We start from the raw sequence: 16,186 nt of genomic DNA, 5'->3' as shown, positions 1-16,186 counted from the left end.
ACTCTGGTTAAGAGATTTACTAACATATTGAATCATCGTTATATTTAATTTTATTTTCTCTAGCCAGAGGTTTTCAGTGAAAACAAGGCGAATTTACGCGTCAATAGCTGGCCTATTGCAAGTAAGTTCAACGCAGTTAGCGCTGAAAATAGCTGCTTGAGATAAGTTTATTATCCGGAGCTCAGGTTAACTAGGAAGGATTTTTTGCAGCAGGCAAAATAAAAGCCGTAACTAAAAATTACGGCTTTATAAATGATTAAATTTAAAAATATGTCTTAAATTTTAAACTGCCCTACCAACTCGCCTAAGCTTTCACCACGACCAGCTAAATGTAAACTTACCGATGACGTTGTTTTACTTGACTCTGTTAGGTCATTTACAATTTCTTGAATAGCAAAAACATTACGGTTTATTTCTTCGGTTACACTACTTTGTTCTGTTGCAGCTGTTGCTATTTGGGTACTCATATCGTTTATAGTGGTAACCGATGTAGTAACCGCGCCTAAGCTTTCTGAAATAGCACGTGATGACTCAACTGAGCGATTACAGCTTTGCTGACTTGCTTGCATAGCGTTAACCGCCGCAGTAACTAAGTTATGTAGCTCACTAAGCATTTCGCTAATTTCTAACGTACTTACTTGGGTACGACTTGCTAAGCTTCTTACTTCATCAGCAACTACTGCAAAGCCTCTGCCCTGCTCACCCGCACGAGCCGCTTCAATTGCCGCGTTAAGTGCCAGTAAATTTGTTTGCTCTGCAATACCACCAATAACACTTAATACACTATTAATTTTTTTAGATTGCTCACTTAATGAATCAACCTGTTCTGCAGCTGTATTTATTTCGGCCATTAAGTTTGATACTTCACTTAAAGATATATCAACACATTCTTGCGCTCTTGCTACTTCTTGCGTTGCTGCCTGAGTTGACACCGCAACTTGGGTCGTATTTTGCGCCACTTCGTGAGAGGTTGCAGACATTTCAGTAATCGCGGTCGCGACTAAATCAGTTTCATGATTATGTTTTAATAACTTATCTTCAATCACCAAGGTTTGCGTATTTATATCTACTGATGCTGTTTTAACATCGTTAGTTACATCAACCACACTGGCTATAATACCGTGCAGTTTGCTCACGAATATATTAAACGACTCACCTAATTGGCCAATTTCGTCGTGGCTGTCAATTTCTAAACGTCTAGTTAAGTCGCCTTCACCTTTAGCTATGTCATCAAGGCTTTGCACCATTCTTTGTATTGGTTTAAGCATATGGTTGGCAGCAAATAAAGCACCCGCAATAGTTAATAACAAACAAAAGAACGCAATGATCAATAAGGTGGTTACTTTTTCGTTCATGCTTTTTTGCATAGATAGCTCAAAGCCTTCAAGCTCTGCTTCTATGTCGTCCATATAAGCGCCAGTGCCTAGCATCCAGTTGGTTCCAGGGATCATCGCTGCATAACCAATTTTTTCAACTAAGCCGTTGGTATTTGGTTTTTGAAAATGATAGGTAAATGCTCCGCCACCCTGGCGTGCTTGTGCAAGTAAGCCCACAATGATTTTTTTACCATTGGGATCAGTCATGGCTATTTTGTTTTGCCCTTCTATCGCATCACCTAACATGGCATGAAAAACACTCACGCCATTAGTGTCATAAATAAAGAAATAGCCGTCTTCGCCAAAGGTTAGTTTTCTTAATGCATTTTTAGCATCTTGCTCAGTGCCATTTGCAAGCTGGTGCTGTACTACTTGACTACCAATTTCAATTTCAGTTTTTAATAGCGTTTGTTTATCTTTTAATAACTTACTTTTAAAAGTGTCAAAGCTGTGCTGCTGACTTTGCATTTCTAAATAGTACGAACTTGATAAAAAGCTGACCAATAATAATATTAGCGGCAAAATAGCTAGTAGTAACAATTTGCTTTTCAAGCTTAAATTACTCATTTCTTCTCCAAATAAACACATTGCAAGCTGTAAAAGCCCTACTCTTATTTTGTAACTTAGTCGCTGCAAAATTTATAATTTACTCTAGCCCTCCTTCATCACATAAACGGCTAAGTCTATTTAATTTAGGTAGGTACTTACTTAAAAGTATAACTAATGGCTAGTGATTATAGTCGTAGTTACTTTGGTTTAATACAAAAAGACGCCATTGTCATTAATAAACCTAAGCTGAATAGTAATAAAATTGCAACTTACTCTAGTATAATTAATAACCTTTAAAGTAAGCAAAACACCTAATACAGGTAAAATATTTAATTAATTGCCGTAATGATGAGCAAGCACAACATAAAATGCTACTTACAATATAAACAATTTAAATTTGTTTAGTTTTTTTGCTTTTTGTAACATATAATTAAAATATCAATACTAAACTCCTATAACAAATCAGGTACAATTATTCTAATTGCACCTTGGCTATTTATTAATTAAAACGAAGGATTAATGAAGTATTTATTTTTTATACTGCTATTTATCACCGCAAATGTAACTGCTAAACCTGAGACTAATAATAGTATCGCTTTTTATTACTCTGCACCTATGCCCTTAGCTGAAATGACTTTTTATTCGCGTGTAGTAGTGCAACCCGAGCTAATAACCAAACACGAGCTGAACTGGCTCAAACAGCGTAATATTGCTGTTTATGCTTATTTAAGTGTTGGCGAGTCGTTTTCAAAAAGTGAGTCTTCACTTAGTGTTAATCCTAATTGGAATAGCCATATTAGCGACTTAACTGCAGCGCAGTGGCAACAGCATATACAAAATAGTGCGCTATCACTAAAGGCACGTGGCTTTAGTGGCTTATTTTTAGATACCCTTGATAGCTACCAGCTATTAGACAAAAAACATAATAAAAGCGCCCAGCAAGCGGGTTTAGTTTTTATTATAGAGCAGTTATCAAACACCTTTAATAAACAACTCATTCTTAATCGTGGCTTTGAGCTTTTACCGCAACTTAAAGGTAGAGCTAACGATCTGGTTGCTGAAGGGTTATTTAGCCACTTTAACCCGCTAGATAACAGCTATAAGTTAACCAATAAAAATGATCAAGCATGGTTAAATGCTCAACTTCATAAAGCGCAAGACCTTGGTTTTAATGTACAAGTAATTGATTATGCAAAACCTAAGCAACGCCTTGCTATGGCGCAAAAAATAATTAATGCCGGTTATACTCCTTGGGTAACTGATGGCCACTTACAAACATGGGGAACATCTAATATAGCCCCAGTTCCACGTCGTATCTTAATTCCGTACAACAGTAATATTGAACCGCTTATATACACTACAGTACATTTAAACCTTGCTACTATGATTGAGTATTTAGGTTATATTCCCGATTATATTAATGTAGCCAAACGCGCTCTACCTGCAGTTGACCCAAGCTTGCACGCCGGTATTATTTCGTGGACTAGTTTTGATACCTTTTACACACCAACTATTACTAATTGGCTTGAAGCAAACTTAGGCGTAGTGCCTGAACTAATTTTAGGTGAACTCCCCTCATCAGCAAATAAGTTAATGTTGAGCCTTGGAGCCGAGCCGTTAGATGTTACACCTTTAGGCCCTTATGAGCTGGAGAGTTTTACCCCTTGGCTAAAAGGTGAATCAAGCATACCGCCAGTTGTAACTAACCCGTACTTTCTTAAATTAGCCGCTAATTCAAAAGCGCTGATTAGTATAAAAGCAGCCGATGGCACATCGCTAGTACAAGGCACTAAAACTAAATATGGTGCGCTAGTAGTGGCTCCATGGTTAATAGACACCTTACCTATGGAAGGTAGCAAGTGGGTAATAGATCCTCGTACCTTACTCACAAAAGCAATGGGCCTGGAACCTATTTTAGTACCCGACACCACCACACAAAGTGGTCGGCGCATGTTAACCATACATATAGATGGCGATGGGTTCACCAATGTTGCGCATTTTGCAAAAAAGCCTTATTCAGCCGAGGTCATTCTCGACAAAATAATTAAGCACTATAAATTACCTTTAACCTCATCGATTATTCAAGCCGATATTGAGCCCGGCGGTTTACACTCAAAAATGAGCCCTAAGCTTGAGCGCATTGCTCGGGATATATTTAAACTTCCTTATGTTGAAATTGCTTCGCATACTTACAGCCACCCATATTTTTGGACGGCACTAGCCGGGCGTAAAGATATAGACGAGGAAGATACTGATTATGGTTTAAAGCTAGATATACCCGGCTACAATACAATTAGTTTAGAAAAAGAAATTACCGATTCCATTAAATATATTGATGACAAACTAGCCCCAGCAAATAAAAAAACTGTGATTATGCTATGGTCAGGCGATGCAACCCCAGGGCCTAAAGCACTTGAGTTGGCACGTGATGCCGGAGTGCTTAATGTAAATGGCGGTAATACCGACGTAAATGCAGATAACCCAAGCCTAACGCATGTATCGCCTATTGGCCGACCTGAGCGCGATTTGTTGTATCAAATTTACGCGCCAATATTAAATGAAAACGTATACACAAACTTATGGCATGGCCCTTATTACGGTTTTAAACGCTTAACCGAAACCTTCGAAATAACCGAAAAACCATACAGATTAAAACCCTACACTATATATTTTCATTTTTACTCGGGTGAAGTCCCTGCCGGTCTTGATGCACTAAAGCATAATATTGATTATGTTTTGGCAAGACCAAACACCCCAGTGCATTTAAGTCATTACGCTAAAGTAGCAAAAGACTTTTACTTTTCAGCCTTAGCAAAAAATAGCGATGGCCAATGGTTATTTAGCTCTAAAGATATTAAAACCCTACGCGTTCCAGATGTTTTTGACATGCCAAATATTTCCCAAAGTAGTGGCGTGGCTGGAGTTACCCAAAAAGGTGACTATGTGCATGTAGTGAATAATATTGCACAACTTAGTTTTGATCATAGTAAAGAAAATAAAGCCCCCTATTTAGCCTCTGCTAATGTCATTATTGATAATTGGCAAGTAAATGGCCCAGTAAGCTTTACGGCTTGGGTACCGGCAACGCTTGATTTAATCAATGCAGGTGCTTGCGTATTTGTTTCTCATTTAGGTGAGCGATACAAAGGCCTTACACGCGGCGATATTACACAATTTAAAATACCAGCAGGTGACTTTTTTGGTTATCTTAACTGCAACGCAGGGGTTTAATAATGACTAATAAAAAACGCCCTCAGTTAATTTCTTTAAAAACAATTTTAGTTATATTAGCCGTGAGTTGTTTTGCACTTTATGCGTTATTTCCGCGTACTTTGTTTTTTGAAAAAGAAGCTTTATCGCAAGATTACACCTTTGAAAAATCGTATTTAAATGCTGCGCTTAGTACCGATCCTAATAATGAAAAGTTACGTGCAAAGCTAATTGAACTGCACATAAAACTCAGTGAATATGCAGCTGCCACTAGTGAGCTTGAAAAACTACCTAAAAGCGACAAAAAATCACTACTTGAAATTCAGTTAATGTACGCTTTATGGTTAGCAAATGATGCAAAGAAAGATGACCGATTTGAGGAGCTATCGTTAAAAGTAGGTGCGCTAAAAAACTGGAACGAGCAAATACTTAACATAGCTAAAGCCCTTGGTTTACATGCTAAAGTGGCACTTTACTATCAGCAAAATGCACACCCCTTACTCGCTGCCGATTACTGGTTGAGTGCAGGGGAGCCTGCAAAAGCACTCGCAATATATAAAAATAACATTAATGCAGATATTGCGCCTAAAGCCATAACCACTGCACTGGGAGCAAATAACCCTGAGCAAGCCTATGCCTGGTGGAAAACATATGGCGATAGCACAAATATTAAACGCACCCTTTATTTAGCTAACCTAGCCGGTAATACCCAAGATGCCGCCAGTGCTATCGAAAACTTACTCAAGCAAGAGCCAAATAATAACGAATATCTAACTAAGGCAATATATTTGCGCCTAGCCGATGGTAACACCCTAGGTGCTGAGCAATTATTAACACAGCTATTAATCAATAATCCAAACGATAAAGAGCTACGTTTGCTTAACTGGAAAATGAAACGTTGGCTAAATAAGCCAGAGCAAGCACTTGTAGAATTTAAATGGCTAATGGCCAACCATGCAGTTAACGTTGCCATGCTAACCGACAGCATTAATGACGCCGTGGCGTTATATTTGTACCAAGACGCCAACGATATTTTTCAATATAAAGCGCAAAATAGACAGCTCTCAGATAAGGGCTTCGTTCGTTGGATGCAAACTAATGAGTTTATTGGCAACCCAGAGCAAGAGCTCAATAATATAGAGCGTTTTGAGCAAATAAATGGCAAAAGCTTACTGTCGCAATATTGGAAAGCAAAAGTATTGCACGATACCGGTAACTTAAATGGGTTAAGAGCATTATGGCCTAGCTATAAAGGCCCTAAAAACGAAGAAGATTTATTATGGCTGGCACGCGCATTTTGGCTTGCAGAAGACTATAAAACTGCGCTCACTATTTTGCAGCAAAAACAACAAAGCACCGACGATGAGTTTTGGAGTGCCCGTGTTGATATGGCGTTAAGGCTGCAAAATAAAAAAGAAGAACTATATGCCTATGAGCAATTAAAAGAAATTAGCCCACTGAGTGTTGGTGACATGCAACAGTATCAGCAATTGCGCTTTGAGGGGAACCCCAAAGGCTTGCTTGAGTACCTATGGCAACAAGCATCACTGAGTGATAGGCAGCTTATTCAAGTTACGCAACTGAGCGTACAACTTGGCGACGCTGACTCTATTGCTCGCGTACACAACGAACTTGAAAAACAGCGCTACAATAAACAGCTTTATCCAGCATGGTCTTTACTGTCGAATTGGTATCAAAATCAAAACGATTTAAATTCTGCTTACACCACTCTTAACAGAGCGGCAAAACTCAGTGAATATAACCCTGATGTAGTCCTTGCCCAAGGCTGGTTAGCGCTGCAAATGCACGACACCATAATGATAAAACGTATACTAGCTAACTATTCGCAAACTGAGCCTTCTTATAATTGGGCGCAACTTTTAGCTAGTTTATCTATTTATGAAAAATCGTATAACAGTGCATACTTTTATTTACGCCAATTAGCTATAAGTAACCCAAAAGATTTAACCACCTTAGTTAATTTAGCCGACGTTTTACAGCTGCTTGGCTATAACGCCAATGCCACAGAACTACATCATTACCTATTGCAGCATTTACCTAAAGATAAATACGCTTACCGAGGGCTAATGTACCGCTGGGCGGGCGCTATGGCAGTGCCGCATTTAATGCAATTTAACACTATGGATGAACTTGCACCCGACACTATTAGTGAGCCTGTTGCAAATTGGTGGCTGGCCAGACGAGCAGCAAAAAACTTAGCGCCTTGGCAAACTCTGCAGTTAAATATGATTAACGGTGAATTTAATAACGTTGAGCAACAGATCACTGAAAACACTTTAAGTGAGCTTGATCAATTAAATGCATTGCTGTATTTAAAACAACCTTATACCACCATGCAGCGTTGGTATGAAACGTTAACAAATGAGCCTACAGAGGCGCAAACTAGTTTATTACGCAACGCACGAAATGCTTATTTTAGAGCGCTTGAGGTAAACTTTTCGCCTGAGGCGGGCTTAAACAGCAGTCAATATGATGTAAACGTGTACTTTCCCTATGCAAAAGGCCAATGGAAATTAAGTGTTAGTAGCCAGCAAAACCTTAACAATAATGGCTTACTGTTCGCCATCGAAGATAAAATGACTTGGGGCCGATGGTATTTTGATGCCAAAATTGATACTCACCAAGGCACATTAGCGAGTCGTCAAGGGCTTAGTTTAGATACGCGTTACCAATGGGATTCGCGTACTCAAGTAGGTTTAAAGCTTGAGCATAATGTAGAAAACCGCCAATCTGAAACACTATTAAGTTTTGCCCAATTAGATAAAGCCACCGCATATATAAACTACAATATTGATGGCAGACAAAGCGTGCAACTTTCTGGTTCTGCGCTGTCTTTTTCACGTAGAAGTGATAACAGCAGCATAGTAAGCGGGCAAGAATACAATGCCCGATACCAATACAACATTTTAAAAGACCGCCCTGTATGGAGCGCCTACTTTAGCGCGCAATGGCAAGATTTTGACTCTGTAAATACCTTTATTAATAATGAAGCTAATTTATTGCCAATCGATCTTCAGCCTTTTAGGCGTTTAGCCCTAGGCACTTCATTTGCATCTACAGGATCACTAGAGCCACCTTATTTAGGCGCTAGCCCTTCGTGGTTATTTGACATCAGTACAGGCTATCAAACCCTTAACGACACCATAGATATTTCAGTTTCAAGTGGTGCGGGTTGGTCTATTTTAGGCGATGATTTATTTAGATTACAGCTGGGTTATCAAAGTAGTAATAAAGTGGGTAACTCAGATACACAATTACAATTAGGATATTACGTACATTTTTAATGTTAGGAGAGATTATGTTTCGTTTAGTTATACCGTGTTTGGTATTAGTTTTATCAGCTTGTACAACCAGCCATGTGGCTGATGATGTTGAGCTTAGAGCAACAACAACAGTGGCATTATTACCACTTGTAAATCATGCACAAACACCGCTTGCTGGTGAGCGCGCAGAGGATATTTTAGCCAGTATTTGGCAGCAAAATAAGCTACCTACTTTAATTCGTGCGCCACGCACTAACAATAAAGAACTACCACCGCTAGACGATCAATACCGTGTAAATAACGCAATGCAGTGGCTAAGCACGCAACAAGCTGATTATATTATAAGTGGTAGCATTGAAGAGTGGCGTTATAAAGCAGGACTTGACGGCGAACCTGTGGTTGCTTTAACTCTATCATTAACGGCTAGCGGCCAAACAACACCACTATGGACTGGCACAATTGCTAAAAGTGGTTGGGGACGAGATAGCATTGCTGCGGTAGCCCAAGATGTCATAGCCGATTTACTATCTTACATAGAGGTTAGTGAGTGAAAACACATTTCTTTCGCCCAAGAGAGGTTCCTGAGCTACAGATATGGGCTGAGGTATTTATATTTACCGCGCTGGCTTTAGGGCTACCCGTGCTGTTTAACACAGCGGATCCCTTTTGGACGCAAGGTGGGTTTTCGTGGCCGGTTTTAGGCCCTCTGCTGGTAGCATTACGTTACGGCTTTTCAAAAGGCTTTATTAGCATACTAAGTTTGCTTATTGGCCAACTGCTGCTTGTAGAAACAGATATTTTAACGCCCCAAAGTGACTTTAATATTAACGCTATTTTAGGTTATGTTATTGTCATTATGGTCACTGGCGAGTTTAGAGATGTATGGGATCGCACCAATCAAAGGCAAACTATTCAATTAGAATATGTAACCGAACGATTAGAGGTGTTTACCCGTCAATATCATCTTATTAGCTCCTCGCATGATCGCCTTGAGCAAGTGCTCGCTGGCCATACGCTTAGTTTAAGAGAATCGCTACAAGCAGTAAGAGAATCTATTGGGCAACTAGAAGAAAGGTGTTTAGATAAAGCCGCACAAAGTATTTTAAATTTATTTGTTGAATACGGAACATTAGAAAAAGCGGGTATATACAAGGTTGAAAACAACATCATTGTAGATCCGCCACTTGCTGCTATTGGTAAAATGAATACAGTATCCATGTCAGACCCGCTAGTCAGTGCTATGTTTGCAGAAAACGAATTAGTATCGGTAAAAGACGTAAAAGCCTCTTTAGGTGTAAGTCAGTACCATATTGCGATTCCAATTACAGATATTAGCGACACAGTTTATGGGGTTATATTAGTCGAAAAAGTGCAATTTTTTGCTCTTAAAAACACCACACTTACCTTGCTTGCTGTTATAGCTGGACACATTGGTGACTTACTCCGTCACGAAATAACTAATCCGGTAATGCAAGCCAATGAAGCGCCCTACTTTATTAAACAAGTAAAACGTGCAAATAAAGAGGCTAAACGCTATAAAATCCCATCGCATTTATTAAAAATAACAGCTACAAATATTAATCCTGAATCGCGTCAACTTATGAAATATTTAAGCGAAGCCCGCCGTGGTTTAGACATTTATTTGTATAACAACGAAAAACAAACATTACTGCTACTTATGCCTTTGGCTGATGAACTTGAAAAAACAGGATTCATTGCCCGCTTAAATAGTTGGAGCAAAGGACGTACTGGCAAAAATCTAACTGATTTAGGTATTGTTATCGAGCAACAAATAGCATTGCCTATTAATAATGACGATTTAAAAAGATTGGTCGCATTTCATGATTAAAATTATCATTGCAGCCATCTTAGGGTGTATATGCGAGTATTTTGCATTACTGCAAATACTCGACACTCCTAACTGGCTAATTGTTACTTTACTCCATGCATTAGCTAGCCTTTTTTATGCTTTTATTAGCTATACACTCATTCCTGTAAAATACAAAACAACCCCATTTAGCAGTGTTTTGTTTTTATTTTTATTACTGCTTTCACTGCCCATACTTGGCATTATAGGTGTTGTATTTGCATTAAGCTTTGCCCTATGTAAACCAATCAAAAATGACGACATTGAAATAGAAGAACATAAAATCCCAGCCCTTCCCTTTGAAGCTAAAATGACTTCGGCAAATCCGTCTTATTCTATTGGTGGCTTAAAAGCTATTTTAAAACACGCCAGTGAGCCTAATAAGCGTTTAAGTGCTGTAATGTCTGCACGTCACATGAGTGACGCACGCGCTATTCCTATTTTAAAACTTGCACTTAAAGATCTAGAAGATGATATTCGTTTACTTGCTTATTCAACACTGGATGGTAAAGAAACTAAAATAAACGAAAAAATAAGCCAATATCAGCAAGAAATCACCTTAACAAGCACGCAACCCGAACTAGGTAAATTGCAAGGGCAACTAGCTGAGCTGTACTGGGAGCTAAGTTATTTAGGCTTAGCCCAAGGCGCGCTAAAATCCTACGTACTAGAAAAAGCAGAGCTACTGGCTCTGCAAAGTGTTGAGCATGTAAAAACCCCTGCTACCTTTGTGTTATTAGGCCGTATTTGTTTATCGCTAAACAAATACCCGCAAGCACTAACGCACTTAACACACGCTACAGAATTTGGCATGGCGCAGCGCCATGTATTGCCATATAAAGCTGAAGTCGCTTTTTACATGGGCCTATTAGATGATTGTAAGCGCTATTTAAATGAGCTCCCTAAACAACCTGAAGGTAGCGAACTACGCCATTTACAGGAGTACTGGCATGGCTGAAAAGAATGCTGACATATTACTACTTTTAGAAGGTACCTACCCATATGTACGCGGTGGCGTATCAAGTTGGGTGCATCAAATAATTGAAGGCTTACCACATTATAATTTTGAGTTGGTATTTTTGGGTGGAGCACCTGAGCACTACGGCGAAATTCAATACCAGCTACCTGATAATGTGACTAAATTACATGTTCATTATTTAATTGAAAATAATACCACTGAAATAAAAGCGAAGCATGGCACTAAATACAAGCAAGAACTGTTTGATTTTTGGCAACAGCTGCAAAGCTACTTTCGTGACTGTAACGACCCTATACCCACTGAGTTATTAAAATTTGCTTTTGAAACACTCGGCAAAAAAGATGGCATTAATGCAGCCGATTTTTTATATAGTGAGTCATCTTGGCAAGTCCTTTCAAAATACTATTTAAGCTATTGTGATGAATCGTCATTTATCGACTTTTTTTGGTCATATCGTAATTTATATAAGCCGTTATTTAAAATAGCAGAAATTGCTAGGGGCCTGCCAAAAGTTAAACTAATTCATTCTATATCAACAGGCTACGCCGGTATTTTAGGCTCTGGCGCCAGTGCAATAAGTGGTACGCCTTTTTTACTTACCGAGCATGGTATATACACAAAAGAGCGTAAAATTGATTTAATTCAAGCAAGCTGGATCAAAGATTCGGAGCAGAGCTTAGGTAAAAATTTAAATACCGAAATGGGCTTTATTCGGCGTATGTGGATCAACTTTTTTGAGCAAATTGGCCGTACAACGTACCAGCAAGCGACTAAAATTATTTCTTTATACGATGGTAATATGCAACGCCAAATTAAAGATGGCGCAGAGCCGGCAAAAACGCTTGTGGTACCTAATGGCATTAAAACAGTGCGTTTTAAACAAGCCCTGTTACAACGCCCAGAAAAAACGCCAATGGTAGTAGGTTTAATTGGTCGTGTTGTGCCTATTAAGGATATAAAAACCTTTATACGCGCAATTAAAGAAGCACAATCTATTATACCCACCCTAGAGGGCTGGATAATTGGCCCTTTTGAGGAAGATCCAAAATATTATCAAGAATGCCAGTTATTGGTCGACAGCTTAGATTTAATCGACAATGTGAAATTTTTAGGCATGCAAAACATTGCTGAAATACTGCCTAAGTTAGGCGTTGTAGCACTCACCTCAATATCTGAGGCGCAGCCTTTGGTACTACTAGAAGCAATGGCAGCTGGCGTGCCTGTATTAGCCAGTGATGTAGGTTCTTGCCGCGAAATAATAGAAGGCGCAACCGCACAAGACAAAGCCTTTGGCAAAGCTGGCGAAGTGGTAGCAATAGCCTCACCTAGCGACACTGCTCAGCAAATAGTAAATATATTGCAAAACGAGCAAAGATGGCGCGAATATCAAAAAAGTGGCCTTGAACGGGTACAAAAATTTTATGATGAGAGCCATATGTTTGCTCGTTACGATAAACTTTATAAGGACACAATGGCATGGCCGGAATAGGTTTTGAGATACGTAAGATTCTCAAAAAAAACACCCTGCTTTCAGTATTTGAAGCTTACGGCTACGCTGGATTAATTGGCTCAGGCCCTTGGTTACTATCTATTATTGCTTTAATGCTTATTGGTATTTTAAGCTTGGGCATTGTGCTACCAAAAGTACTGATCATTCAGTTTTTAACCCTAGTTACCTACATGATGGCCGCCTCGCTTATTTTAACTGGCGGCTTACAGCTATTATTAACGCGTTTTATTGCCGACCTACTTTTTACTAAAGATGATGGTCAAATACTGCCTAATCTACTTGGCGCGCAATTAGTTACCACCATAGCTGCGTTACTCGTTGGCCTTGCTGTGTGGCCATTATTGCCACTGCCAGTAGTGACTAAATTAATTATTTTAGGTGCATTTGTCGGCTTATGTAATCAGTGGCTCGGGGCTATATTTTTATCGGGTATGAAAGAGTATCGGCTCATTTTAGTTACTATGCTTAGTGGCTATTCTTTTATGGTATTACTGGCATATTTACTAAGAGATTGGCAATTAGATGGATTGTTTTTTGCTTTTTTTGCTGGCGAAGCGCTGTTATTTTTTAGCTTTTTATTTATGATTATTCGCCGCTACCCTGGTGATAAGTTAATTAGCTTTGATTTTTTAAATAATAAAAAAGTGTATTACAGCCTGTTCTTTTGTGGCTTGTTTTACAATATAGGTGTTTGGGCTGATAAAATTATTTTTTGGTACTCTCCTAGTACTTCAATAGAAATTATCGGCACTCTCAGGGCAAGTCCTATTTACGACTTACCCATATTTTTAGCCTACTTGTCTATTATTCCTGGTATGGCCGTGTTTTTAGTAAGAATGGAAACCGACTTTGTAGAGGAGTACGACCGTTTTTACACTGCAATACGCGAAGGTGCCTCTTTAAATGAAATTTATCTATTAAAAGATAATATGATACAAACTGCTCAAGGTGGTTTATACGATATATTTAAAATTCAGGGTATTACTGTAGCTTGCTTATTACTTTGGGGTGAGCAAATACTCACTTTTATAGGCATAGATCCTAACTACAAAACCTTATTATTTATCGATGTAGTGGGTGTGGGTGTACAGGTTATCTTTTTATCAATACTCAATATTTTATTTTATTTAGATAAACGTTTTACTGTGCTGGTACTCGCAGCAATATTTTTAGTCGTAAATGTTGTTTTTACTTATTTATCGGTTGCACTTGGACCACAGTTTTATGGCTATGGCTTTGCATTTGCAACAATTATTAGCTCGGTTGTGGGTTTGTTTTGGTTATCTAAACAGTTTGAAGATTTAGAATACGAAACCTTTATGCTGCAATAATAAACGCTTAACATTTCAGGCTATTTGCTTAGACCAAGCTTATAATGCCAAAACTAATAAATAAGTGTAATAAACATAAATTGCTTATTACACTTATTTCTCCCAATAAAATTCTTTTATAAAGGAATATTCAATGGCTTTTGATTATGGATCGATTGATCTTGGACTTAAAAACCCCTTCAAGCTTGAAGGTAAAGTAACCGCACTAAGAGGTGCTATAGAGTCAATTACCGGCATTACGCTGCTTGTTGTTGCTGCAGGGTTAGTTAAAGAAGATGCAACTGCTGGGTGGATCTTGATGCTTTTTGGGATGATTATTTTAGGGTTTGGCATTGCTTCACTCTCAACAGGTATTTATGCCACACTAAAATACTTTGTTGGCCGTAATCACCCTACGTCACTGGCTTATAACTACAGTAAATCGCAAAGCTCTACCGCAAAAGAAGAAAAAAAAGAAGTTGCCTATAACGACCAAGAACTAGAAGAAATGCTTATGGGTCGTAAAAACATTACTTTTAAAGAGCCTAAAGGCTTTTTATCTCGCTTGTTGCATAGCCTTATTCCTAAACTAATGTTTTTACCCTACCCAATGCGTAATATTGCCCAGCAATTATTTGGCTCATGGGTAAGTACCTTTGTGGCACTTATTGCGTATGGACTGGTAGCTTTTGTATCTTTGTCGGGCTTTACCGGTGAAGCAGGCGAATTAGCATTTCCCATATACAGTAGCATTTTAATGTTTTATGTATTGTTCTCATGGCGCTCGGCAGGTAAACCAACCACTCGCAATGCTGCAAGAGAAATTGAACCACTTGGTGGTGGTGCACTGGCTAAAATTATTTCGCTATCGTTTATTTTACCCATTATTATTGGCCTTTCTATGTCGTGGTTAATGCAAGAACAACACATTAGTAAAGCGCAAATAAATGTTTGGTTTGAACAATTACCCAACCTACACGCGGGTATGTATTTAGTCGCTATTATTATTTTAGCCACCTTGAGCTGCGCACTGGTTTTTACTATGTTAAAAGCACGATTAAATACCATAACACCAAGCACTGAGGTATCTGAGCTGCGCGAAAACTGGCAAGAATCTGTACACCCTACTGAAATTTTTATTAATTTAGATAACCTAGTAATGGCTAACCGTCGTTATAAAGAAGTGCCTAATCGCGTATACCGCGAGCTCAACCCACAACTGCAAGAGCAAGTAGAAGGTAAAGGCGGCTTTAAAGGAGAAATAATTCAAGAAATACAACCTAAACTACATGAGCTAGATTTAGGTAAAGGTTTTAGTATGGCTAGATTATTGGCGCTACTTAGTGGTAATTTTCTGTATTTAATCGCGCTTATTTTCACGGTATTATTAGCCTACTCTTTCATCGATATTTATCGTTATATTGATAGCGCAAATATCAATTCAATAGAGCAAGCACTTAATAATCGTCATATTTCACCTATCAGCGAGCTAGTAATGGCAAGCGTACACTTATTACTGATAGGTGTATTAATTAAAGCCTTTGCTCAGCTATTAAGTAGCAATGCACATTTGTTTTTTGCTGAAATGCAATTTGAATCACTTCTGGTCTATTTTAAATGTGAAGGTACATTTACTGAGTCTAAAATATCAACCGGTACAGGTATTCACGACAGCACTCGCTCTGAAAACACCTTAGTACGTAGCAGCATTACCCCTTGGGTTATTGTTTCGCGAATAGTAACCACCACTTTTGCAGCAACAGGTATGAAAAATCTTGAGCATCCACGCCATATTATGGAAATGCACAAAGACGAAGGTCAGTTACAAGCAATTAAAAACGATGTGATTGCGTTCTTAAAAGATCGTGAGTCAATAGCCTCAATTACCAGTGAGCGTGATTTAGGTAACGCGTCGCAAATTCATCAGCTTAATCAGCAAACACGCGCTATGCCAACACAGCAAAGCGCAATTACAAAAAATGATGAAGAAGCCGCCGGCTTTATCAGACAACAAGATGATTTAGCCTCAGAAACCAAGTCATAACACGGTAACTTAATTATATATCAATGCCACTGGCAATCAGTGGCATTTTTAACAGCA

9 protein-coding genes are annotated in these 16,186 nt (G+C 38.7%); 8 read left to right on the top strand and 1 reads right to left on the bottom strand.

The annotated features are described in order from the left end of the window. Positions 1–275 precede the first annotated feature (275 nt). Positions 276–1,943 carry a methyl-accepting chemotaxis protein gene (locus H5058_RS09045; protein WP_182677765.1) on the bottom strand — a complete coding sequence of 556 codons (1,668 nt, stop codon included), beginning with the start codon at positions 1,941–1,943 and terminating at the stop codon, positions 276–278. Positions 1,944–2,444: 501 nt separating this feature from the next. Here H5058_RS09045 and H5058_RS09040 point away from each other — a divergent pair. The 8 genes from H5058_RS09040 to H5058_RS09005 all read left to right on the top strand — a co-directional run bounded on the left by H5058_RS09040 (position 2,445) and on the right by H5058_RS09005 (position 16,129). Then, positions 2,445–5,156 (top strand): endo alpha-1,4 polygalactosaminidase, encoded by a 2,712-nt coding sequence (locus H5058_RS09040; RefSeq protein ID WP_182677763.1) that lies wholly within the window; start codon positions 2,445–2,447, stop codon positions 5,154–5,156. 2 nt (positions 5,157–5,158) lie between these two features. After that, entirely contained in the window at positions 5,159–8,440 is a 3,282-nt protein-coding gene (locus H5058_RS09035) for a tetratricopeptide repeat protein (protein WP_182677761.1), read from the top strand. A 14-nt stretch (positions 8,441–8,454) separates the two neighbouring features. Next, positions 8,455–8,970 (top strand): hypothetical protein, encoded by a 516-nt coding sequence (locus tag H5058_RS09030; RefSeq protein WP_011327404.1) that lies wholly within the window; start codon positions 8,455–8,457, stop codon positions 8,968–8,970. Beyond that, on the top strand, positions 8,967–10,268 hold the full coding sequence (locus tag H5058_RS18625; protein WP_182677759.1) for a PelD GGDEF domain-containing protein: 1,302 nt from the start codon (positions 8,967–8,969) through the stop codon (positions 10,266–10,268). Before H5058_RS09030 ends, H5058_RS18625 begins: the two co-directional genes overlap by 4 nt. Continuing rightward, entirely contained in the window at positions 10,261–11,244 is a 984-nt protein-coding gene (locus H5058_RS09020; protein ID WP_182677757.1) for a HEAT repeat domain-containing protein, read from the top strand. The genes H5058_RS18625 and H5058_RS09020 overlap by 8 nt, the downstream gene beginning before the upstream one ends. Then, positions 11,237–12,754, top strand: a complete 1,518-nt coding sequence (gene pelF, locus H5058_RS09015; protein WP_182677755.1) for a GT4 family glycosyltransferase PelF — start codon at positions 11,237–11,239, stop codon at positions 12,752–12,754. Before H5058_RS09020 ends, pelF begins: the two co-directional genes overlap by 8 nt. Further along, positions 12,742–14,106, top strand: a complete 1,365-nt coding sequence (gene pelG / locus H5058_RS09010) for an exopolysaccharide Pel transporter PelG (RefSeq protein ID WP_011327400.1) — start codon at positions 12,742–12,744, stop codon at positions 14,104–14,106. Before pelF ends, pelG begins: the two co-directional genes overlap by 13 nt. Before the next feature lie 133 nt (positions 14,107–14,239). Next, positions 14,240–16,129, top strand: a complete 1,890-nt coding sequence (locus H5058_RS09005) for a hypothetical protein (protein WP_182677753.1) — start codon at positions 14,240–14,242, stop codon at positions 16,127–16,129. The last annotated feature ends 57 nt before the right edge of the window (positions 16,130–16,186 follow it).

Origin of the sequence: Pseudoalteromonas sp. SR45-4 (assembly GCF_014163535.1) — a bacterium.
Taxonomy (GTDB): domain Bacteria; phylum Pseudomonadota; class Gammaproteobacteria; order Enterobacterales; family Alteromonadaceae; genus Pseudoalteromonas; species Pseudoalteromonas nigrifaciens.
The sequence above is the reverse complement of the archived record's forward strand: the minus strand, read 5'-3'. Positions and strand labels throughout refer to the sequence as shown.

Bases quoted from the DNA above. Each gene is read 5' to 3' on its own strand.
- H5058_RS09045 (WP_182677765.1), bottom strand. From the start codon at position 1,943: ATGAGTAATTTAAGCTTGAAAAGCAAATTGTTACTACTAGCTATTTTG.
- H5058_RS09040 (WP_182677763.1), top strand. From the start codon at position 2,445: ATGAAGTATTTATTTTTTATACTGCTATTTATCACCGCAAATGTAACT.
- H5058_RS09035 (WP_182677761.1), top strand. From the start codon at position 5,159: ATGACTAATAAAAAACGCCCTCAGTTAATTTCTTTAAAAACAATTTTA.
- H5058_RS09030 (WP_011327404.1), top strand. From the start codon at position 8,455: ATGTTTCGTTTAGTTATACCGTGTTTGGTATTAGTTTTATCAGCTTGT.
- H5058_RS09020 (WP_182677757.1), top strand. From the start codon at position 10,261: ATGATTAAAATTATCATTGCAGCCATCTTAGGGTGTATATGCGAGTAT.
- pelF (WP_182677755.1), top strand. From the start codon at position 11,237: ATGGCTGAAAAGAATGCTGACATATTACTACTTTTAGAAGGTACCTAC.
- pelG (WP_011327400.1), top strand. From the start codon at position 12,742: ATGGCCGGAATAGGTTTTGAGATACGTAAGATTCTCAAAAAAAACACC.
- H5058_RS09005 (WP_182677753.1), top strand. From the start codon at position 14,240: ATGGCTTTTGATTATGGATCGATTGATCTTGGACTTAAAAACCCCTTC.